18 protein-coding genes are annotated in these 21,384 nt (G+C 48.5%); 11 read left to right on the forward strand and 7 right to left on the reverse strand.

Annotated elements, in window-relative coordinates:
* Positions 1-126 precede the first annotated feature (126 nt).
* Complete coding sequence (locus BWI93_RS14275; protein WP_094812419.1) at positions 127-1,425, forward strand: MFS transporter; 1,299 nt, start codon at positions 127-129, stop codon at positions 1,423-1,425.
* Here the strand turns inward: BWI93_RS14275 and BWI93_RS14280 are convergent.
* The 3 genes from BWI93_RS14280 to BWI93_RS14290 form a co-directional block, all read right to left on the reverse strand.
* Entirely contained in the window at positions 1,422-2,540 is a 1,119-nt protein-coding gene (locus tag BWI93_RS14280) for a hypothetical protein (RefSeq protein ID WP_141217468.1), read from the reverse strand. The two genes, BWI93_RS14275 and BWI93_RS14280, sit on opposite strands and share 4 nt — an antisense overlap.
* Entirely contained in the window at positions 2,513-3,604 is a 1,092-nt protein-coding gene (locus BWI93_RS14285) for a hypothetical protein (protein WP_094812423.1), read from the reverse strand. The genes BWI93_RS14280 and BWI93_RS14285 overlap by 28 nt, the downstream gene beginning before the upstream one ends.
* 354 nt (positions 3,605-3,958) lie before the next feature.
* Positions 3,959-4,672: an SDR family NAD(P)-dependent oxidoreductase gene (locus BWI93_RS14290; RefSeq protein WP_369679157.1), complete on the reverse strand. Its 714-nt coding sequence runs from the start codon at positions 4,670-4,672 to the stop codon at positions 3,959-3,961.
* Between the two features lie 289 nt (positions 4,673-4,961).
* On the opposite strand from BWI93_RS14290, the gene BWI93_RS14295 reads away from it, so the two are divergent.
* From BWI93_RS14295 to glpK, 3 genes are all read left to right on the forward strand, one after another.
* Positions 4,962-6,134, forward strand: a complete 1,173-nt coding sequence (locus tag BWI93_RS14295; protein ID WP_094812425.1) for a DUF748 domain-containing protein — start codon at positions 4,962-4,964, stop codon at positions 6,132-6,134.
* A 148-nt stretch (positions 6,135-6,282) separates the two neighbouring features.
* A complete protein-coding gene (locus BWI93_RS14300) occupies positions 6,283-6,993 on the forward strand; it encodes an MIP/aquaporin family protein (RefSeq protein WP_094812427.1) in 711 nt (236 codons plus the stop codon).
* A gap of 34 nt (positions 6,994-7,027) precedes the next feature.
* A complete protein-coding gene (gene glpK / locus BWI93_RS14305) occupies positions 7,028-8,518 on the forward strand; it encodes a glycerol kinase GlpK (RefSeq protein ID WP_094812429.1) in 1,491 nt (496 codons plus the stop codon).
* Between the two features lie 339 nt (positions 8,519-8,857).
* Here the strand turns inward: glpK and pdhA are convergent, their stop codons facing one another.
* Entirely contained in the window at positions 8,858-9,874 is a 1,017-nt protein-coding gene (pdhA, locus tag BWI93_RS14310; protein WP_094812431.1) for a pyruvate dehydrogenase (acetyl-transferring) E1 component subunit alpha, read from the reverse strand.
* A gap of 131 nt (positions 9,875-10,005) precedes the next feature.
* Here pdhA and BWI93_RS14315 point away from each other — a divergent pair, with 131 nt between their 5' ends.
* The gene (locus tag BWI93_RS14315) at positions 10,006-11,139 is read left to right on the forward strand and encodes a DNA replication/repair protein RecF (RefSeq protein ID WP_094812556.1); all 1,134 of its coding nucleotides are present in this window, start codon (positions 10,006-10,008) and stop codon (positions 11,137-11,139) included.
* A gap of 234 nt (positions 11,140-11,373) precedes the next feature.
* Here BWI93_RS14315 and BWI93_RS14320 read toward each other — a convergent pair whose 3' ends face one another.
* From BWI93_RS14320 to BWI93_RS27470, 3 genes are all read right to left on the reverse strand, one after another.
* Entirely contained in the window at positions 11,374-12,723 is a 1,350-nt protein-coding gene (locus BWI93_RS14320; protein ID WP_094812433.1) for an efflux RND transporter periplasmic adaptor subunit, read from the reverse strand.
* A gap of 41 nt (positions 12,724-12,764) precedes the next feature.
* Positions 12,765-14,204, reverse strand: a complete 1,440-nt coding sequence (locus BWI93_RS14325) for a TolC family protein (protein ID WP_176454226.1) — start codon at positions 14,202-14,204, stop codon at positions 12,765-12,767.
* 431 nt (positions 14,205-14,635) lie between these two features.
* The gene (locus BWI93_RS27470; protein ID WP_141217469.1) at positions 14,636-14,788 is read right to left on the reverse strand and encodes a lmo0937 family membrane protein; all 153 of its coding nucleotides are present in this window, start codon (positions 14,786-14,788) and stop codon (positions 14,636-14,638) included.
* A 242-nt stretch (positions 14,789-15,030) separates the two neighbouring features.
* Here BWI93_RS27470 and BWI93_RS14330 point away from each other — a divergent pair, with 242 nt between their 5' ends.
* The 6 genes from BWI93_RS14330 (at position 15,031) to BWI93_RS14355 (ending at position 21,382) form a co-directional block, all read left to right on the forward strand.
* Positions 15,031-15,999, forward strand: coding sequence for a YihY/virulence factor BrkB family protein (locus BWI93_RS14330; RefSeq protein ID WP_094812437.1), 969 nt, complete (start codon positions 15,031-15,033; stop codon positions 15,997-15,999).
* A 37-nt stretch (positions 16,000-16,036) separates the two neighbouring features.
* On the forward strand, positions 16,037-16,924 hold the full coding sequence (locus BWI93_RS14335) for a hypothetical protein (RefSeq protein WP_094812439.1): 888 nt from the start codon (positions 16,037-16,039) through the stop codon (positions 16,922-16,924).
* A 373-nt stretch (positions 16,925-17,297) separates the two neighbouring features.
* Entirely contained in the window at positions 17,298-18,359 is a 1,062-nt protein-coding gene (gene lpxD / locus BWI93_RS14340; RefSeq protein WP_094812441.1) for a UDP-3-O-(3-hydroxymyristoyl)glucosamine N-acyltransferase, read from the forward strand.
* Positions 18,360-18,467: 108 nt separating this feature from the next.
* Positions 18,468-19,862 carry a bifunctional UDP-3-O-[3-hydroxymyristoyl] N-acetylglucosamine deacetylase/3-hydroxyacyl-ACP dehydratase gene (locus tag BWI93_RS14345; protein WP_094812443.1) on the forward strand — a complete coding sequence of 465 codons (1,395 nt, stop codon included), beginning with the start codon at positions 18,468-18,470 and terminating at the stop codon, positions 19,860-19,862.
* A 55-nt stretch (positions 19,863-19,917) separates the two neighbouring features.
* On the forward strand, positions 19,918-20,712 hold the full coding sequence (lpxA, locus tag BWI93_RS14350; RefSeq protein WP_094812445.1) for an acyl-ACP--UDP-N-acetylglucosamine O-acyltransferase: 795 nt from the start codon (positions 19,918-19,920) through the stop codon (positions 20,710-20,712).
* A 52-nt stretch (positions 20,713-20,764) separates the two neighbouring features.
* On the forward strand, positions 20,765-21,382 hold the full coding sequence (locus BWI93_RS14355) for an ATP-binding cassette domain-containing protein (RefSeq protein WP_094812447.1): 618 nt from the start codon (positions 20,765-20,767) through the stop codon (positions 21,380-21,382).
* Positions 21,383-21,384: the final 2 nt, after the last annotated feature.

The following is a 21,384-nucleotide window of genomic DNA, read 5'->3' on the forward strand; positions in this document are numbered from 1 at the left end:
CTCTAAAACTTTAATCGAATCAAACTTCAAACCTAAATTCAAACACCCTACCTCACTAGTTTTTCCCCTCATTTTATCGTATCCTGCGGGAGAATTCGCTGTCTTTCTCTTCCCCTCTGTGATCCGATGAATACTCCGCTTGCAAGGCCTGCCCTTTCCGTTCGTCAGCAATTTCGCTCCATCTTGGGCGGATCCATTGGCAACCTGATTGAGTGGTACGACTGGTACGCGTACTCGGTCTTTTCCCTCTACTTTGCCAGTGCCTTTTTCCCGAAAGACAACGAAACGGCTCAATTGCTTAATACCGCCGGGATTTTTGCCATTGGTTTCCTCATGCGACCGATCGGCGGCTGGTTGATGGGTCGGTATGCCGACCGCTACGGTCGTAAATCAGCTCTTACGTTTTCGGTACTGCTCATGAGTGCGGGCTCTTTACTGATTGCCCTGGTACCCGGGTACGATCGGATTGGCCTGCTGGCTCCGCTCCTGCTGGTAGTGGCTCGCATGATTCAGGGCATTAGTATTGGTGGCGAATACGGTACGGCGGCCACGTACCTCAGCGAAATGGCTCCCCGACACCTGCGGGGCTTTTATTCCAGCTTTCAGTACGTCACCACCACGATGGGACAATTGGTCGCCCTCGGTATTTTAATGATTCTTCAACGATACGCCTTAACGTCTGAGCAACTCAGCGATTGGGGCTGGCGAATTCCCTTTGGGATTGGGGCCGTCCTGGCTCTTTCGGCCATTTACCTGCGACGAGGACTCGTTGAGACGCAATCGTTCGCTCAGGAAACAACGCAACTGGAGCAACGGGGCTCGCTGAAAGAACTCGTCAAATACGCTCCTGAACTACGGCTGGTCATTGGCTTCACCATTGGTCTGACGGTTTCGTATTACACCTTCACGACGTATATGCAGAAGTTTCTGGTCAATACCGCCGGATTCAGCAAAAACGACGCTACTGCCATCATGGTCGTTACGCTGATTGTCTTCATGCTAGCCCAGCCTATACTGGGCCTGCTGGGCGACCGGATAGGCCGTAAACGCCTGATGATTCTGTACGGCATTCTGGCGGTACTGACCACCTACCCGATTCTGACGTTGCTCAGTCAAACCCAGGATCGCTGGACAGCCACGCTGCTCATCATGCTGGCCATGCTGATTCTCAGTATGAGTACGTCCATTTCGGCTATTATCAAAGCCGAGCTTTTCCCCGTACACGTTCGTTCACTGGGGGTTAGCTTCCCCTACGCACTGGCCGTCGCATTGTTTGGTGGCACGGCCGAATATATTGCCTTATTGTTCAAGGACCGAGGGCACGCCGACTGGTTCTACTGGTACCTGACGGCCTGTATTGCCCTGTCGCTCTGGGTAAGTTTACGTATGCGGGATACCGAAAAGCACTCTACCCTGGACCGTTAATGGGACGTATCGTAGGTGTATTTTTCCGTAGAACTGGTTTTCAACCGAATGACATGGTACCGGCTGGACGAATGAATAGACCCAATTTGCGAAGCGGGTATATGCTGTTTTACCAGCTCTAAATCGTCCGTTAAAATATAGTTATACGCAAATGGACGTTGGGCATTTGCCAGCGACGAAAACCCGGCCGGGTAATAGATATAATTGAAGTGAACATCCGGATGATTCCGATGCATTACGCTTGCCCAAAAGTGATAGAACCCGACACCTTCGCGAAAAAAGAAGCCTACATTTTTCACATCACTTCCAACCGCGGGTAGTACCTGCCGGAACGGTTCATAATCGTGAATATGACTCATGAAGTACGCTTTGGTTCGGTCGATGGAGAAAACATCTTCCTGTTTTTCCAGGTCAAAATAACCGGCGTCGTCCAGCACTGAAAAAATCTTCATCCGTTCGCTATAGGGGTATACGTCCTTGATCGGATACGAGTATTTCACCAGCGTAGAATTAAAATCATAGTACGGGCCCAGCGAAGGTTCCAGTTGCTGCTTCATTTTCAGACTACTTACATTGACCGTTTTGGGAATGTGAGCGACGATTCTTTTAGAAAAATATCGGGTAGGAACGAGCATTTTATTGGAATTCCCGTACACAAAGGGAATGCAGGACAACAGAAGAAAAACGATAAAAACGGATTGCCGCAGCTTTAGCACTTTCTGGTATACAAACCCAATTACAATGGTTCCAATGGCAAAAAAAGGCATGTGCGTACGTGTACTCCAGGACTGAAATTTCAGCAGTGTACAGAAGATAATCATACCGATTGAGGCGAGAATAACCAGCATTTTCACCTCCCTGTTACCCCGCTGGGAAAACAGAAAAATCGCATTGATTAGCAGTAATACAAAGTGTAAGGTATTGGGTACCATATCTTCCTGTACGGAAAAAGTGGTCGCGTACGCATTCAGACTGATGGCAGGTTCGTTTACCGATACGCCAATCTTTTCATGAATCCACTGAATCACCGAATCCGTAAAAACATTGTAGTGATTGTACGGTAGGGCTACGTGTAAGCCTGCGTTTTTCACCACGTTGGAAATGGTGTATGCCACCGAATGCCGATCGCAGGGGATTTTCTCCGCAAAAAAGCAGAACCTTCCGGCGGACTCAGTACGTGGTGAAAAAGGCTATAGTTCCGAACGAAAAAAGGCGTAAAGGTTAGGATCATGCAAACTACGGCCAGAATCAGGAGCTGAGCGGTAGGTTTAAACCCCTGACGGATGAGGAGGGTTAGTCCGAAATAGAGTGCGAACGGGCAGGCAAAAAAGAAGATCGGGTACTTCGTGAAACCTCCGAGAGCCAGAGCAACGCAACAGAATAAGCCATTTTTATACGTATAGGCATCAATAAGTTGAAAGCCCCCGTACACGAAACACAGGAATAAAAAACAGGCTACATAATCACTCTGCGTAGTTGTACTTTCAAAGATGCCAATCGGCAAGGTGAATAGTAAAATACCAATTAAAAATTGACCTTTATAGTCCATGCCTAATCGTTTTCCGAATAAGCTTACCACGGATAGTGAGCCTAGCATAGCTCCGAATTGAATGACATTAATCAGCTGATCGGTACCTGTAAGTAAGAAGACCTGAAGAATCAGATATTCGGCAAAAACATTATGGTAGAGTTGCTGAATATGTGTCGTGGGGAAATGATCCAGATTTTGATTAAGTAGCCAGACCAGAATGCGGGTGATGTGGTAACTATTAGAGTCGTAATTATTAGGCGTGGAGTACACGGCTAATAAGCCTAAAGGAGCGATAAAAAATAGAATAGCAACCCAGAAGATAAATTTATAGACCGTTGGGAAGGCACTAAATCGGAAGATTTGAATCAACTGAAGGTATAAATCCTTGGTCTTAAACATCTTGCTTCGTATACCCAGCCCTATCCAAATACCCGAAATCACAAGCCAGAAGGCCGTTGCCGTTCGTGTATTGAGCTGGTTAAAAGCAGAAAAGGTTTCACTGTAGATAAAGACTAAAACGGCGTGGACCAGTAAGGTTTGAATCAGTGCTAAACGACTGGCAGTATAGATTCCACTAGTGCGTAACTCGGACTGATACCTCAGAAAGAAGCACAATAGGCAACTGCCCAGGCCAATAAAGATACTCATAATAGATAGGTGCGGGGGAAAGAACAGGTTTCTACTAACGAAGATACATCAATTCCACTACCTTGGTGTTAAGTACAGATGAAGTTCCTGCTCCTAAATAAGCTTTTGAGTATACGTATAGAAGTAGCAAGTACCTTCATATTGGATGAGAATTTAACTATTCATCCCCATCTCCCCCGAAAGGTTATCAATACTGATTAATTCTTTGCATGAATCCTGTAAAACGCCAGAATCACAGGAGTGTTTGAAGCTTAAGTATTGTAACATTCTGTGAATTCTTATCGGTAAAAGAGTAAGGGGTTACGCCAGCCTCTTCTGCTGGTGTACCCCCCTACTCTTTTGCTCCTTCTTTACTTACTGAAAATCTGTGGCAAAGGAAAGTTTTTGATACGTCTCCAAATCCTGCCGAACGATCTCCAGCTTCTGCAAGGCCCGTCGGTAAGCGTCACTACCCATGAACAAGCGAACCGGTGGCTGTTCCATCGCGGCTACCTGCACGATGACTTCCGCTGCCCGTTCGGGGTCGCCTTGTTGCACACCGTCCATAGCCGCGTATTTCGCGTGCGAGTTACGAATGGCCTGATAGTCCTCAATGGCGTTCTGAGCAAAAACGAGGGATTCTTTGGTAAGAAACTGCGTACGAAAGGCTCCGGGCTCAAGCACGGTCACTTTGATACCGAATTCCTTCACATCTTCCGCGAGTACTTCGGAAAGTCCCACTACTGCGAACTTGCTGGCCCCGTAAATAGCCCAACCCGTATTGGCCGCGAAGCCAGCGATGGAAGCAATATTGATGATATGCCCCGCCCGCTGCTGCCGCAGGTACGGCATCACGGCACGAATGACATTAAGGGTACCGAAAACATTGACGTCGAAGCTGGTACGCGTTTCGGCGTCGGTTAGTTCTTCGATACTACCGCCGATTCCGTACCCCGCATTATTGACGATCACGTCAAGGGCACCGAAGGTTTCCTGGGTCTTCTGTACGGCTTCCCGAACGGAGGCCTCGTTAGCTAAATCTACTTGTAAAGGCAGAAACTGGTCGGAAGGTGTACTTACTGCCTCCATGAGGGACTCTACCTGCCGGGAGGTAGCGGCTACCCGCTGACCCGTAGCGAGTAGTTTTTTACCAGCGAGCGTCCTAATCCTTTGGATGCTCCCGTGACAAACCAGACTTTTTCCATACTATTTACATTTTTTATGGAACAAAAGTAGGGGCAGATTGGCGTTTGAAACTTACGCCAGCCAAACGAATCCTTGCGTAATTCAAACATACCTGACTGGCTACCCACTACAGTCAAACGTATAGTGGCACTGATTTTTCGGAAAGAGGTTCCGTTCTACCAAGTTGCTGGATATGAATCCTCCAAAGAAAACAACCCGTAAAAAGAAGACCCTCATTATTGTGATGAGTATCCTGGCTTTACTGATCATTGCCCGGATTGCTCTACCCTACGTGGTGCTGCATTACGCCAACAAAACGTTGTCTACCATGAACGGATACCGTGGTCACATCAAGGATATTGATATTGCCCTGTTGCGAGGTGCGTATAAGATCGACAGCGTATATCTCAATAAATACGACTCCACAACGCAGCGGCAAACGCCGTTTTTCGGAGCCAAACTCATTGACCTTTCTGTGGAATGGAAAGCCCTTTTCAAAGGATCGATTGTGGGGGAACTGGTCTTCGAATCGCCCCTGCTTCGCTTTACCAAGGACAAGGTAGAGCCCAATCAGGTCAAGAAAGATTCGAGTGATTTCCGGGATCTGTTGAATGATTTCATGCCTCTGGATGTCAACCGGGTCGAAATCAACGATGGCCGAATTGAGTACGTGGATGAACACTCCAAACCTCGGGTAGATATTGCCCTGACCAACGCTCATCTGCTGGCCCTCAACCTGCGAAACAGCTACGACTCGACGAGTGTACTCCCTTCTACGGTTACGGCTCACGCCAATGTCTACGAAGGCGAGCTGGATATCAATGGCCGACTAAACCTGCTGGCTCGACAACCTACATTTGATGTAAACGCCGAGGTTAAAGGGACTAATCTGGTGAAGCTTAATGATTTCTTTAAAGCGTATGCAAAGATTGATGTCAACCGAGGGACGTTTGGCCTCTACGCCGAAGCAGCAGCCAAGGAAGGGCGTTTTAATGGTTACGTAAAGCCTTTGATCAAAAATCTGAAAATACTCGGCCCGGAGGATCGCAAGGATAATTTTCTGCAAAAACTCTGGGAAGGCGTCGTTGGCACGGTGGCTTTTGCCTTTAAAAATCAATCGAAGAACCAGTTAGCTACTAAAATTCCTTTCGAGGGAGACATCAAAGAGCCCGATACAAACGTCTGGTTTATGATTGGTACTATTCTGCAAAATGCCTTCATTCAGGCGATCCAGCCTTCCATCGACCACGAAATTAATCTGGGAAGCGTGGGTGAAAAGAAAGAAGAGAAAAAGGGCCTGCTGGAAAGAATCTTCGGCGGGAAGGATGATAAAGATTCCAAGAAGGATAAAAAGAAGAAAGACTAACGAAAGACTTTCCCCAAACGCAGGAATCCGAGCAATCCGGTTCCTGCGTTTTTTCTTTTCAGAAGGCTGTACTTTTAGCTTATGCTTGACTAAATCCTTTTCATTCTTTTCTTTGTACAAAAAGTCATTTCTACTCCTCTAACCATTTATGCAAGCATTCTGGGGTGAACTCATGGGTACGCTCGTCTTAATTCTACTGGGCGATGGCGTCGTAGCCAATGTATTGCTAAAGAATTCCAAAGGTGAAAACAGCGGCTGGATCGTGATTACCGCCGGCTGGGGCTTTGCCGTCATGCTGGGCATCTTCGTAGCCAAAGCCTTCGGTAGTTCGGATGCTCACCTCAATCCGGCCGTTACGCTGGCCTTTGCCGTCTCTAATCAGGATTTTTCCACGCTTCTACCTTACTGGCTGGCTCAGATGATCGGAGCCTTCCTGGGGGCCGTACTCGTCTGGTTACAGTACCTGCCCCACTGGGCCGTAACGCCCGAGTCCAGCACGAAGCTGGCCGTATTTGCTACGGGCCCCTCGGTACGGAACCGGACTGGTAATTTTATCTCCGAGTTTATTGCCACGGCTGTACTCATCATCGGCGTGAGTGCCATTTCCGGGGCGGGCGAACTGGCCATTGGCCTGGGCCCTTATCTGGTAGGCTTACTGGTGTGGAGTATTGGCTTATCACTGGGTGGCACGACCGGTTACGCCATGAGTCCGGCCCGTGACCTGGCCCCGCGAATCGCTCATGCCTTACTACCCATTCCCGGCAAAGGCCCTTCCGACTGGGGCTACGCCTGGATTCCCGTGGTGGCCTCCTTACTCGGGGGTGTAGCGGGTAGCCTGTTATTCATGGCTTTTCACTAGTTCCCTGACTCCTCCAATTAAAACCATCGACAACATGTACATTGGATCGATTGATCAGGGTACGACGAGTACCCGATTTATTATTTTTGATAAACAGGGGCAGATTATTTCACTGGCTCAGAAAGAGCATGCCCAATTGTACCCGCAACCCGGCTGGGTAGAACACAATCCCGATGAAATCTGGTGTAATACCAAAGAAGTCATTCAAAAGGCGTTGAAACAGGCCAATCTGACGCCCAAGGACCTCATTGCAGTGGGTATTACCAACCAGCGGGAGACTACGGTGATGTGGAATCGCTATACCGGCAAACCGTATTACAATGCATTAGTCTGGCAGGATACGCGAACGAGTACGCTGGTGACTGAGTTATCCGCCGAAGGAGGTCCGGACCGCTTTCGAGAACAAACAGGACTGCCGCTGGCCACGTACTTCAGCAGTTTGAAAATCAAGTGGCTGTTGAAAAACGTTGCTACGCTGGAGAAGGATGCATTGAAAGGAGAAGTACTGTTCGGCACGATGGACACATACCTGCTTTGGCACCTGACGGGCGGTATGAAAGGGGGCCTGCACCTGACCGACGTCACCAACGCCAGCCGAACACAGCTCATGGACCTACGTACCTTGCAATGGGATGAAGGCTTATTGGAAACGTTTGGCATTCCCCGCAGTATCCTGCCCGAAATCCGTTCCTCTTCAGAAGTGTACGCAACGGCCAAGGGTGTACTCGAAGGCGTACCGCTCGCGGGCGTTCTGGGCGATCAGCAGGCGGCCCTGGTGGGGCAAACCTGTTTTCGTCCGGGAGAAGCCAAGAATACCTACGGCACGGGCTGCTTCATGCTACTCAATACCGGCGACTCGCTGACCCAATCCACCCACGGCCTCGTAACGACCGTAGCGTATCAGTTGGGCAATCAGCCGGTTCAGTATGCATTGGAAGGTTCCGTAGCCATTGCCGGGGCTTTGGTACAGTGGTTACGCGATAATCTGGGTCTGATTGAGAAAAGTTCAGACATTGAAACGCTGGCCCGTACCGTGGAAGACAACGGCGGCTGTTATTTCGTACCGGCTTTTTCGGGGCTGTATGCTCCCTACTGGCGAAGCGATGCCCGGGGCGTCGTGGCTGGTTTGACCCGTTTCGTCACCAAAGGTCACCTGGGGCGGGCCGCTCTGGAAGCCACCGCCTTTCAAACGCTGGAAATTCTGGAAGCCATGGAGAAAGATGCGGGAGTACGCCTCTCGGAATTACGCGTGGATGGCGGTATGACGGTCAACGAACTGCTCATGCAATTCCAGTCGGATTTACTGAACGTTCCCGTGGTACGTCCGACCATGATTGAAACCACCGCTCTGGGAGCCGCCTACGCCGCCGGACTGGCCGTGGGTTACTGGAAAGACCTCGATGATCTACGCCAGAACTGGGGCATCGAAAAAACCTGGAAACCGCAAATGGCCCGGGCCAAACGTAACGCCATGTACCGAAGCTGGCGAAAGGCCGTGCGACGGTCGTTTGGCTGGGAAGAATAGGGTTAAATTTGGTTGTTAGTTGTTAGTTATTGGTTGTTGATGAGGTTGTTTTACTGGAAAGAATGGATTAGGTAGGATTAAAATGTTCCTCTAAACGCTCCTTTAACTCCGAAGGAGTTCAACCTCATTAGCCCCGTATGCAATGCGGGGAACACGTCGTATGTAATGCCTATTACTCGTTTGCAGTATTAGATAATTACAAACTACATTTCTATATACCTCAAAAACAATACGGGTGAAGGCATCGATTTAATGCCTTTCACCCGTACTACTTATCATTCGTTGGCCTCATGTAGCAGGAAACTTCCAGCAACAAAAAACGAACAACTAATAACGCTATTACTCCTGAATAAACGGATAATCCTCCTGAACGTATACGTCTTTGTACGCTTCGCTCGGATCTGGCCAGGGTGATTCTTCGGCAAATTTCACCGATTCTGCCACCTGCTCCTTAATCTTATCTTCGATTGCAGCCAGATCTTCTTCTGTAGCCAGCTCGTTTTCGAGGATCGTAGCCCGTACCCACTCAATCGGGTCACGGCGTTTGTATTCTTCTACCTCATCTTTCGTCCGGTACTTCTGAGGATCGGACATCGAGTGACCCCGGTAGCGGTACGTTTTGAATTCGAGGAAGGTAGGACCTTCGCCGCTACGAGCCCGCTCGGCAGCCCGGCTTACGGCTTCGTGTACGGCTTCTACGCTCATACCATCTACGGGCTCCGAAGGCATATCGTAGGCCTCGCCAATGGTATACAGATCCGTTACGTTAGACGTCCGTGCGACAGACGTTCCCATGGCGTAACCATTGTTTTCTACCACGAAAATGACGGGCAGTTTCCAGGTCATGGCCATGTTAAAGGCTTCGTGCAAAGCTCCCTGACGAACGGCACCGTCGCCAAAGAAACAGATACACAAATTTTTCGTTTTGAGATACTTCTCAGCAAAGGCGATACCCGCTCCCAGCGGAATCTGAGCACCTACGATGCCATGGCCTCCGACGAAGTTCACTTCTTTGTCGAAAATGTGCATCGATCCGCCTTTTCCTTTGGTCGTACCCGTAGCTTTACCGAACAATTCGGCCATGATCGCATTTGGGCTGGTACCCAGAGCCAGGGGAAATCCGTGGTCACGGTATGCGGTGATCCACTTGTCATCTTTCGTCAGGGCCGATACGCAACCCGACGAGCAGGCTTCCTGACCGATGTACAAGTGACAGAAACCCCGGATTTTTTGTTGTCCGTAGAGCTGTCCGGCTTTTTCTTCAAAACGCCGCTGAAGCAGCATATTTTCAAACCAATAGAGGTAGGTTTCTTTCGGGTATTTTACCTTCGCTTCGGCTTTTTCTTTTTTTGCCATTGAACGCGGGATTAAGAAGAATGGAAATAATGTCCGATTTTCCGACTTTTTCTCCGGCCGAAGGCACGAATCTGGAAAACCTTGGTACAAAACTTTCGGCGAAATTAGCCTGCAATCGTCAAAACACAAAGATGCTTTTTCTCGAACGCCTTCATTTAACGCATTATAAATCCTACGAATCGGGAAGCTTTCAATTTTCTGAGCGGGTAAATGCCATTGTAGGCGAGAATGGTAGCGGAAAAACCAACCTGCTCGACGCCATTTATTTTTTATCGCTGACCAAAAGTGCACTGACCAGTCAGGACGCTTTGTCCATTCAGCACGGGGCTGATTACATGGTGATTGACGGAAATTTTTCCATCACTCCATCGGAATCCACGGCCGATGAAGCGGCTCCAGTGGCTACTTCGGTACGGACGCAGCAAATCACCATTTCCCTCCCCCGGGGTCAGCGGAAGGCCGTGCTGCACGATAAGAAACCGTATGAACGACTGGCCGATCATATTGGAAAATTTCCCGTGGTACTGATTGCTCCCGATGATACGGATCTGGTTCGGGAGGGTTCGGAAGAACGCCGGAAATTTTTTGACGGGGTACTTTCCCAGCAACGCCCCGATTACCTGAGCGATTTGCTCCAGTACAACCGGATTCTGGAACAGCGGAATGTACTTCTGAAGCAATTTCACGAACGCCATTACACCGACGAAGACTTGCTTGAAGCGTATTCGCAGCCGCTGGTCGATCTGGCTTTGCGGTTACACGAACATCGGCAAGCCTTCCTAGCTGAATTTTTACCCGTTTTCCAGCAGCATTACGCGGAGTTGAGTGAAAGTCGGGAGGCCGTCGAAATCAGGTATGAGTCGGAAGTAGACCCTGAGCACTTTCGACAACAATTCTGGCTAAATCGCCACCGGGATGTAGCCGCCCAACGTACGACCCTGGGCGTGCATCGGGACGATTACGCGTTTGAAATTGACGCGTACCCACTTAAGAAATTCGGCTCGCAGGGGCAGCAGAAATCTTTCGTAGTAGCTCTGAAACTGGCTCAGTTTCGCTTATTGACCCAGGAAAAAGGTTGGCAACCCATTCTCTTACTCGACGATATTTTCGATAAACTCGATGACCGCCGAATCGCCAAATTAATGACCATGATGAAGGATGGAACCTTTGGGCAGGTGTTTCTTACGGATGCCCGCCCCGAGCGAACCGAAACCTTACTAACGGAGGGAGGCATTCTGGCGAATATGATTCGAACGGATGGATAAAGTAGGCACACCCTAGTCCTGAATATCCGTAGCGGATGTTGCGGATAATGGATCTCCTGGGAAGTATTTTGATTGAATTGGTACGTGTGCATATGGACTAGACGTCCTCTGCTATCCCTCATGGATTATTCCATCTACGGCATTTATTACGACTCCAAAAATGGGTGACTACGCCTGCCCTTTAAACAAAAAATCCCCATCCAGGCGGCGGGGATTTTGTTCGTCACCAACAAACTATTTCTTTTCTTTTTCCACTTTCTTCATCACCTTATCCCCGGCTTTAAGCGTTTTCGAAACGAGGGTAAAGGGCCCGGATACAACTTCTTCACCGGCTTTGAGGCCCGAAAGAATTTCAATATTTTCAAAATCGCTAATGCCCGTTTTCACCGGACGCATCTCCACTACGCCGTTTTTGTGAATAAAGACTACTTCCTGCGGACGAGCTTCGGCCCGGGGCTTTTGCGATTGAGGATCGGCAGTAGCCGTTTCCTTTTCTTCACTACGCGTAGTCACTGAGGCAATGGGCACGCTGAGTACACCGTTTTTGCGATCTGTAACAACCTCAACAGAAGCGGTCATACCGGGACGGAAAGGAAAGCTACGTTTATTTTTTCGATCTACCAGATCCAGGTAGGATTCCGGTAAAATTCTGATTTTCACTTCAAATTCCGTCACTGCATCCGTAGAGCTGGCCGCTGCCGACAGTGAACCACTGCCATTGGCCGTATTGGCAATGGAAGTAACCAGGCCTTTGAATTTTCGACCGGAATAGGAATACGCATCCACGTCGATAATCACCGAATCCCCCACGTTTACCCGAACAATGTCGTTTTCATTGACGTTGACCCGTACCTCCATGTTGTTCAGATTGGCGATCCGCAGCATCTCCGTACCGGCCATTTGCGAGGTTCCTACAACGCGTTCGCCTAACTCAACGTCCAGCTTGGAAATAATTCCGTTGGAGGGGGCGTAAATCGTGGTTTTACGCAAGGTTTCATTGGCATCCCGTAAGCCGGCATCGGCACTTTCAACGGCGAATCGGGCGGCTTCGATATTGGCTCGGGCTGATTCTACATTTTGCCGGGCTACTTTATAATTGGCTTCAACCGTTTCGAAATCAGCATCCGAAATGACTTTATCCGCGTAGAGTTTTTTGTTCCGGTTATAATCAGCCTGAGCCCGTATCAACTGAGCGTCTACCTGCCCCAGGGCCGATTTCGTCTGTTCGTAACTGGCTTTAGACTGGTTCAATGCTGCTTTGGCCCGAGCTACCAGCGACTCATAGTTGTCCGGGCGAATGCGAAGCAGTAATTGACCTTTCACGACGGAGTCACCTTCGTGAATCTTCAACTCAATGATTTCCCCCGATACGTCCGGGCTGATTTTAATTTCAACCTCTGGCTGTACCTTACCGGACGCACTGACGCGTTCGACAATATCGGCCGCTTTTACTACGCTAAAAGTCGCTTCTTCGGCTTTTTCTTTTCCAATCCAACCGGCTGACTTGGCTATGAATAGCCCGCCAAACAGCAGAATCACCACTACGCCGAGAATCCACCAAATTCGATTTGAGGAACGTTTCATAACTAGGACTTTAGGCAATATCAAGTGTATAGTATTCCGCTTTAAAACGATAGCGGCTTATTTTGGTAGTAATCCAGTACTTTGATTCTCAGCACATAATCGTACTTCGCCTGAATCTGATTGATCCGGGAGCGATCCAGATTCGACTTTGCCAGATTGTAATCCACTGAATTGATGGCTCCTGCATTGAATCGGCTTTCGGCGGCTTTGAACGCCAGCTCCAGTGATTCCACCTGCCGGGTGAGCGAGGCATAACGTTTGGCAGCGGAGGTCATGTTTACGTAGGCCTGTTCGATATTCTGCCGCAATTGCAGCCGCACATTCGCCGCCTGATACTCCTGACTTTTTACATTCAGATTAGCCGTAGAAGCCCGATACCGAACCTGATAGGCGTTGAAAATGGGAACTCGCAGGCTTAATCCTATCCCACCGTTGAGGTTATTGGTAAGCTGTTCCGACCAGGGAATATTCTGGGTAAGAAAACCGGGCTGAGTCGTGGTGAAAGTAATAGGCACCTGCTGCCCTTCGAACTCAACGAATGCCGTATTGGTAATCGTTGTGGGCGTACCGGCCAGCGAACGGCGGGCGGCACTCGAATAGTTACTGCCCACGGACAAGTTAAAACCCAGCGAGGGGAAGTAACCACCCCGGGCAATATCTACGCCTTTGCGGGCACTCAGGGTCCGAAGATCTGCCGCTTTTACGGCCGACTGGGTCTGCACTGCCGTGGCGTAAATATCCTGAATAGGCGTTTGGTAGGTGTCATCGGGCGTATTGATGCTCATTCGGTCCAGCACTAATTCCCGAATTTCCGGCTCGTTCATCAGTTGCAGCAACTGAACTCTGGAGATCGCCAGATTATTCTCCGCCGTTACGACCGACAGTTCATCGTTGGCAAACTGTGCCTGTAAATCCAGCAGATTAGCCTGCGGCAAAGCTCCGGCATTGACCAGTTTTTCAGTACGGGTGACCTGTTGCTGCGTAATCTCTACCTGCGTACGGGATACAGCCAGCACATCTTCGTTGTTAAGCACCTGTAAATACGCCAGTACAACATTCAAGGCAACCTGATCACGGGTAGCCTGTACATCGAATTCGCTGGCCTGAACATTCAGCTGATTTTGTCTGATGGTATTGTTAACAATCCCACCATTGTAAATAATGGCAGTGGAAGTCAGGTTGGCGTTATTGTAATTAAGCGTTTGGGTTACGTATGTGTTGGTGAAGGGATCAATGTTCCGACCCAGGTTTAGCCCTTGCGTGATTGCCGTATTCAGGGTAGGCAGACGGGTAAATCTGGATTGATCCAGGGTATTGCGATTCACGGCAACCTGTATTTCGCTCTGCTTGACATCCAGGTTATTTTTCCAGGCAATGTCCACACATTCCTGAAGCGAACGCTTCGGTGCTGTATTCGTTTGCCCCCAAACCGGGCCAGCCAGTAGCAGGCTTATTCCGAACAGCCAGGCTTTTCCCATCATCTGTATCCTTGATTCATTCATTCAATGATACAGCAGGAGCGTGAAAGTGCCGAATGTTTTTTGGATAAACGGTCATTCATGCCTATTGAAAGCTCGTATAGGCATTGAGCGTTCGCGTATACAAACAAAAAAGTCCAGAAGCATGGCTGCTGGACTTTCCTTTTCCCCCATTGTTTTACCTAACCTAACAAACCCTTTCGGGTAAGATCTATTAATTACACACGAGCCGATTTACTACGAATGGTTCGCATGAAGTTATTAAATTCTGTACGCTCTATTTTACGCTGTGGTCGATAGTAGCCCAAATCTTTCTTTGAACTTACCATATCCATGATAGCGGCGATTGCAGCCCCTACTCCCAGGGTCAACAACATAATAAGAGCTAGTGACATAATGATTTAATGTGGGCGGTGATTAATAGCTGGATTCTGCTATACTGTACCTCTCCGAATGAAAGTCAGTAACAGGGAGATAACAGCAATTACAAGCAGAATGTGGATAAGACCTCCGGCACTATATCCTACTACTCCGATTAACCAGCCGATGATCAAAATGACGGCGACGATATACAATAGACTTCTCATGATGGTTAAAGTTTTGAAAGTTTTACGTGAGTTGGTATTTGCGTTACTGGGATAAAAACTCTTTGCCACTGTGCCAGTACCTGCGTTTTTAACTTGAATTCGCCCTCTATACGTCAGAGTCGTAAAAGTTCGAGAAAATAATTCCCCACCGCGGGGAAAAACCCTTGAGGTACAACGGGGAATGGAAGTGGCATATAAATGGTACCCCACCCATCTACTTTGATAATCCCTTATTAAGACCCATGAATCGTCTGAAAAGCATTGCTAACTTTTTCATTGAAGTTTATAATGAATTTTCCAGTGACAACGCACTTAAGATGAGTGCTTCACTTTCCTACTACATGATTTTTTCCCTGGCTCCGATGCTGCTGGTGATTATTTCGCTGCTGGGTATTTTCTACGGTCAGGATGCCATTCAGGGTCAGGTCTTCGGACAGATACAGGGGCTCGTAGGCAAGGAGGCAGCGATTCAGATTCAGGAAATCATTCGTAGGGCCGAGCTTTCCAATCGTTCACCGCTGGCCTTAACCCTGGGTATCGGAACGCTGGTGATTGGAGCTACGGGGGTATTCGGAGAAATGCAGGATTCTATCAACCGCATCTGGTCCTTACGGGCCAAACCCAAGAAAGGCTGGCTGAAGCTACTCATCAATCGGCTCCTGTCCTTTTCGCTGATTATTAGTATGGGTTTCATCCTGCTCGTATCCCTTCTGCTCAATTCCCTGCTGGATGTATTCAGCTCTCAACTGGAACGACTTTTCAATAGTCAGATGGTAGTCGTTGTGTACATCATCAATATCGCTTTCATTTTTACGGTTATCACGGTACTGTTTGCTTTGATTTTCAATGTACTGCCTGATGGAAAACTATACTGGAAAGATTCCTTTATTGGGGCAGGATTTACGGCGATCCTTTTTATGGTAGGAAAGTTTCTGATCGGCTTGTACCTGGGCCAGTCCAATCTCAGCTCTACTTACGGGTCAGCCGCCTCGCTGGTCATTATTTTGCTTTGGGTGAACTATTCGGCAGCTATTCTGTACTTCGGAGCGGAGTTTACTAAAGTCTATGTCAAGCAATACGGGCGGGGTATTGTACCCAAAAACGAGACCGTTATTGTTTATGAACAGGAAATTGAACCCAAAAACCTCGAACAGGGCCAGATACCCCACGTCAACGTAGCAAGCCTGAAAGGATACTATGATAAACACTGATTTGAACCGGAACCTTGCTTAATCAATCTATATAGCCATGAAAACATATGTTCATTCTGATATTCGGCCCGAATCCCGGCCATCGTTCGGCATCAAAACGCTGCAAATTTTAAATTTTCTTACGTTTCTGGTTACGCTGGTGGTGAACTGGGCGGCGGTAAGTCTGCCCTTGAATGACAAGTCCACCAAACAACTATCAGACCAGTATCCCAACCTGTTTACACCCGCTGGGCTTACCTTCTCCGTATGGAGCGTGATTTACGCAACCACGGCCCTTTTCGTATTCTATCAATTAAAAGGACTATTTAGCTCCGTTTCTAGCGAATATGTCAACCGTCTGGTACGCCGCCTGAGTGGCTGGTTTATTGCTTCCAACCTGCTGAATGCCTGCTGGATTGTTGCCTGGCATTATGAGTACGTGACGTTTTCTGTAGTGATCATGCTTGCCATTCTGGTTACGCAGTTAACCCTGCTGGTGCGGGCTCACGAAGTTTCTGACCTGGATACCACCTGGGGACAGCGGTTTGTAGTTCGCACGCCCTTTGGCTTATACGCGGGCTGGATTTCTATCGCAGCCATCACCAATATCACGGCATGGCTGGTCAGTATCAACTGGAATCAACTGGGTATTTCCGCAGAAGTTTGGGCGGTTATTATGATCATTACGGGGACCATTCTCGCTCAGCTGGTGCTGTTTACGCTTCGCAGTGTTTCGTACGGACTGGTCGTCATCTGGGCCATTGTGGGTATTATCCTGAAACGCTATCAAACGCCGGATCCTAACATGACCATTGTGTACGTGTGTGAGATCTGCATTCTGGTACTGACGATTTCGGTAATTCTGATTGCCTTTACCAATCTGGTCATTCCCATTCGTAAAAGCCCCATGCTGCACTGGAACCGGCCCCGTGTTCAGCACGATTAAGACCCCATGATTCCATTCCTGCCATTCCTCCGTACGGATGTAAACGTGCGGAGGAATGTCTGTTTTTTAGCTTTCCTTAAAACAAGTTCTTTCGGTAAGCGTTTTTAAAATGCGAAACCCCTCGGAATCAGCAGGTCTATGTACGGGAAGAATATTCGGTCTGTACGGAGTAATTAGCTGAATAGCTCAGGTTTACGAAAAATAAATCATTTTTTCATACTGGATAGACTCCCGTTCTTTTTCATTTCAAAAGTCTTGTATCTTTGCCACAAAAAACCCGGTTTATAGGCAGTTTTGTTGTATTTTCCTAAGGCAAGAGCAATACATACGTGACCGAGGAAACTATTCCTAACCGTCGTTTTCTATATTCTCCATGGAGTTCACAATTGCACAGGTGGCCCAGCTTTTGGGCGGTGAAGTAAAGGGTCCTGCTGATCAGAAGGTTAGTCGTCTGGCCAAGATCGAAGAAGGGACGCAAGGAGCTATTTGTTTTTTGTCCAACCTCAAGTACGAGCAATACCTTTATACAACCGCTGCCTCGGCCGTTATCGTTAGCAGAGATTTCGAGCCTAAAAAAGCGTATACGCCCACGCTTATTCTGGTAGATAACGCCTACACGGCCTTTACCCGCCTGCTGGAAGTCTATCATAATGCCCTGAGTTTCCGCAAATCAGGCATTGAAGAGCCCGTACACCGGGGCCAGCATACAGAAATTGGTGAAGGTGTTTATCTGGGAGCGTTTGCCAGCATTGGCGACAACTGCCGGATTGGAAAGAATGTAAAAATTTACTCCCAAGTCTACATTGGTGATAACGTAGTGATTGGCGATAATACCATTCTGTATTCAGGCGTAAAAGTCTACGACAACTGCCGGATTGGTTCAAACTGTACCCTTCATGCGAACGCCGTAATCGGATCCGATGGCTTTGGTTTTGCTCCGCAAACCGACGGTAGTTACAAAAGCATTCCCCAGCTGGGTAATGTGATTCTGGAAGATTACGTATCCATCGGTGCCAACACTACGATTGATTGTGCAACCATGCCGGAGGATTCAACCATCATCCGGGAAGGAGCCAAGCTCGACAACCTGATCCAGATTGCTCATAACGTTGAAATTGGTCGCCACACGGTTATGGCCGCTCAGTCGGGCGTTTCAGGTTCCTGTAAAATCGGTGATTATTGCATGATTGGAGGCCAGGTGGGCATTTCGGGTCACCTGCGTCTTGCTGACCATACAATCATTACGGCTCAATCCGGAATTTCGAAGTCGATTGAGAAGCCGGGAACCATACTGAGTGGCTCTCCCGCCGCAGAAAACCGGGAGAACCTCAAGTCGCAAGTACTGGTTCGTCGACTTCCCGAATTGGAAAAGCGGGTTCGGGAACTGGAAAAAATTCTGAAAGAATTATCTTTGCCCGCTAATAGTATTCAGTAGTTCAGCAGTGAGTCGATAAACGCTTTCCTCGCTTCCTTTTTTGAGGTAATTCAGGAAAGATTCAAGGATTTACAAAGACCCTAATCGATAGCTGTTCATCCATCCAAGATGAATCTTAAACAGCACACCATTCAGAAGCCCGTCACCGTTTCCGGCGTAGGGTTACATACCGGCGTAATCGCGTCCATGACGTTTCAGCCGGCTCCAGTCAACCACGGTTACAAATTCCAGCGGATTGATTTACCGGGTCAGCCCATCGTCGATGCTGACGTTGACTTTGTAGTTGATGTATCCCGCGGTACCACGCTTGAACACAACGGAGCCCGGGTGCATACAGTTGAGCACACGCTAGCCGCTTTGGTGGGCCTTCAGATCGACAACTGCCTCATTCAGCTCGATGGTCCCGAACCGCCCATCATGGATGGTTCTTCCATCAAGTTTATCGAAGCCCTTGACGATGCCGGACTGGTTGAGCAAAATGCCTTGCGTAATTATTTCGAAGTTCCTTCGGAAGTACGTTACCGGGATCGCGACCGCGACGTAGAAATTGCTGCTTTACCGCTCGATGACTACCGGGTAACGGTAATGGTCGATTATAACTCGAAAGTTCTGAGCAGCCAGCACGCCAGCCTGAATGATATTACACTCTTTAAACAGGAAATTGCCAGGAGCCGTACCTTCTGCTTTCTGCACGAACTGGAAGCTCTTTTCAAAGCCAACCTGATTAAAGGCGGTGACCTTTCCAATGCCATTGTCATTGTAGACCGGGAGTTTGAAGACGGGGAGCTCGATCACCTGTCCTCTTTACTTGGTAAGCCTCGCGTCAGTGTAGTACCTGGCAAGGGTATTCTCAATAATATTGACCTGCACTATGCCAACGAACCTGCTCGTCACAAACTGCTCGACGTGGTAGGTGATCTGGCTTTGGTAGGCCGTCCGTTGAAAGCACAAATCCTGGCGGCTCGCCCAGGTCACGCTGCCAACGTGGAAATGGCTAAAAAAATCAAGAAGCTGATGCGGGAAACCCAAAAACCCAGTATTCCGGTATACGATCCGAAGGTTCCGCCGGTCATGGATATCAAACAGATTTCCAATTTGCTGGCTCACCGCTATCCCTTCCAGTTGATTGATAAAATCATTCACATGGATGAATCCAGTGTAGTAGGTGTCAAGAATGTAACCATCAATGAACCTTTCTTTACTGGACACTTCCCCGAGAATCCGGTGATGCCGGGTGTACTGCAAATCGAAGCCATGGCTCAAACGGGTGGTATCCTGGTGATGAGTACCGTACCCGATCCGGAAAACTACTGGGCCTACCTGGCGGCTATCGAAAACTGCCGGTTCCGTCGTAACGTAGTGCCTGGTGATACCGTTATTTTCAAGTGCGAATTTATGGCTCCCATGAAACGGGGTATTGCCAAAATGCACGGACAGGCCTGGGTGGCTGGTCAACTGGTGATGGAGAGTGACATGACCGCAAGTTTAGTACGTAAAAAATAAGCCGACCCGTTTACGGTAGGTGAAGTAAGCGTACCGTATTCTGGCAATGAACAGAATGATACAGCCCTTAGCATACGTTCACCCTGATGCAAAAATTGCCCCCAATGTGGTCATCGAACCCTTTGCGGTCATTCATAAAAATGTTGAAATCGGTGAAGGTTCCTGGATTGGCTCCAATGTTACTATTTTCGAAGGAGCCCGTATTGGGAAGAATGTTCAAATTTTTCCCGGTGCCAGCATCTCGGCCGTACCGCAGGACCTGAAATTCGAAGGCGAAGAAACCTTGACTACCATTGGTGACTATACTACGATTCGGGAATGCGTAACCATTAACAAAGGCACGAAAGCAGCGGGTAAAACGGTTATTGGCAGCCACTGTCTGCTCATGGCCTATACGCACATTGCCCACGACTGTGTCATTGGCGACTATTGCATTATGGCCAATAGTGTACAAATGGCTGGTCACGTGGAATTAGGGGATTGGGCTTTTATCGGAGGCACAACCGCAATCCATCAATTTTCGAAAATTGGGCCTCACGCCATGATTGGTGGCGGTTCGCACGTATTGAAGGATATTCCTCCGTATACGAAAGCGGGCCGGGAACCCATTGCTTACGTCGGTTTGAACTCCATTGGCCTGCGGCGGCGGGGATTCAGCAACGAGAAAATTGCCGAAATTCAGGAGATTTATCGCTACGTATATCTGAAAGGCTACAACAATGCTGAAGCCCTGCACCGGATCGAAATTGAACTCCCTGCTTCGGCTGAACGGGACGAAATTATCAACTTCATCCGCTCCTCCGAACGAGGTATTATGAAAGGCCCCGGCAAAGGGACATCCGTAGAATAACACTTTTTGAAAAGGTCAGAATCATGTCTTCTGACCTTTTTCTTTCTTTCCCATGCAGATCATTCTCGAACAGCTGGGTAAACGGTTTATTCGGGAATGGATTTTCCGCCGCTTATCCCTCGAACTTGCTGCCGGCGACCGGCTGGCCATTACGGGTCCGAATGGCTCCGGCAAATCTACGCTTCTTCAGGTCCTCACGGGTGCGATGCCCGCCAGCGAAGGCAAGATTCAGTACTTCGAGGGATCCAATGAGATTCCATCGGATCACTTTTTCCGACAGGTCAGTATCGCCGCTCCGTATCTGGAACTGATTGAAGAATTTACGCTGAGCGAACTCGTTGATTTCCACCAGAAGTTCAAGCCTTTCAAGCAGAATCTGAGTACATCCGCCTTCATTGAACGACTGGACCTGAAAGCTTCTCGCGATAAATTCATCCGGAATTTTTCTTCGGGCATGAAACAGCGGCTCAAACTTGGACTGGCTTTCTACTCGAACGTACCGCTGGTCATTCTGGACGAACCCACTTCAAACCTGGATACCCGCAACAGCGACTGGTATTTTGAGGAAGTTCAGAAACTGGATGCCAATCAAACACTAATCATTGCTTCAAACGTGCCTGCCGAGTACCAGTTCTGTGAAAAAGTAATTGATATTCAGGCGTATAAGTAAAA

Origin of the sequence: Siphonobacter sp. BAB-5385, assembly GCF_002261125.1 — a bacterium.
Classification (GTDB): domain Bacteria; phylum Bacteroidota; class Bacteroidia; order Cytophagales; family Spirosomataceae; genus Siphonobacter.

What these genes read in the sequence shown, in the direction of transcription:
- BWI93_RS14330 (WP_094812437.1), top strand. Translation starts at nt 15,031, where the DNA reads ATGAATCGTCTGAAAAGCATTGCTAACTTTTTCATTGAAGTTTATAAT.
- BWI93_RS14285 (WP_094812423.1), bottom strand. Translation starts at nt 3,604, where the DNA reads ATGAGTATCTTTATTGGCCTGGGCAGTTGCCTATTGTGCTTCTTTCTG.
- lpxA (WP_094812445.1), top strand. Translation starts at nt 19,918, where the DNA reads ATGATACAGCCCTTAGCATACGTTCACCCTGATGCAAAAATTGCCCCC.
- BWI93_RS27470 (WP_141217469.1), bottom strand. Translation starts at nt 14,788, where the DNA reads ATGAGAAGTCTATTGTATATCGTCGCCGTCATTTTGATCATCGGCTGG.
- BWI93_RS14295 (WP_094812425.1), top strand. Translation starts at nt 4,962, where the DNA reads ATGAATCCTCCAAAGAAAACAACCCGTAAAAAGAAGACCCTCATTATT.
- BWI93_RS14345 (WP_094812443.1), top strand. Translation starts at nt 18,468, where the DNA reads ATGAATCTTAAACAGCACACCATTCAGAAGCCCGTCACCGTTTCCGGC.
- BWI93_RS14315 (WP_094812556.1), top strand. Translation starts at nt 10,006, where the DNA reads ATGCTTTTTCTCGAACGCCTTCATTTAACGCATTATAAATCCTACGAA.
- BWI93_RS14275 (WP_094812419.1), top strand. Translation starts at nt 127, where the DNA reads ATGAATACTCCGCTTGCAAGGCCTGCCCTTTCCGTTCGTCAGCAATTT.
- BWI93_RS14320 (WP_094812433.1), bottom strand. Translation starts at nt 12,723, where the DNA reads ATGAAACGTTCCTCAAATCGAATTTGGTGGATTCTCGGCGTAGTGGTG.
- BWI93_RS14355 (WP_094812447.1), top strand. Translation starts at nt 20,765, where the DNA reads ATGCAGATCATTCTCGAACAGCTGGGTAAACGGTTTATTCGGGAATGG.
- pdhA (WP_094812431.1), bottom strand. Translation starts at nt 9,874, where the DNA reads ATGGCAAAAAAAGAAAAAGCCGAAGCGAAGGTAAAATACCCGAAAGAA.
- glpK (WP_094812429.1), top strand. Translation starts at nt 7,028, where the DNA reads ATGTACATTGGATCGATTGATCAGGGTACGACGAGTACCCGATTTATT.
- BWI93_RS14325 (WP_176454226.1), bottom strand. Translation starts at nt 14,204, where the DNA reads ATGATGGGAAAAGCCTGGCTGTTCGGAATAAGCCTGCTACTGGCTGGC.
- lpxD (WP_094812441.1), top strand. Translation starts at nt 17,298, where the DNA reads ATGGAGTTCACAATTGCACAGGTGGCCCAGCTTTTGGGCGGTGAAGTA.
- BWI93_RS14335 (WP_094812439.1), top strand. Translation starts at nt 16,037, where the DNA reads ATGAAAACATATGTTCATTCTGATATTCGGCCCGAATCCCGGCCATCG.
- BWI93_RS14290 (WP_369679157.1), bottom strand. Translation starts at nt 4,672, where the DNA reads ATGGAGGCAGTAAGTACACCTTCCGACCAGTTTCTGCCTTTACAAGTA.
- BWI93_RS14300 (WP_094812427.1), top strand. Translation starts at nt 6,283, where the DNA reads ATGCAAGCATTCTGGGGTGAACTCATGGGTACGCTCGTCTTAATTCTA.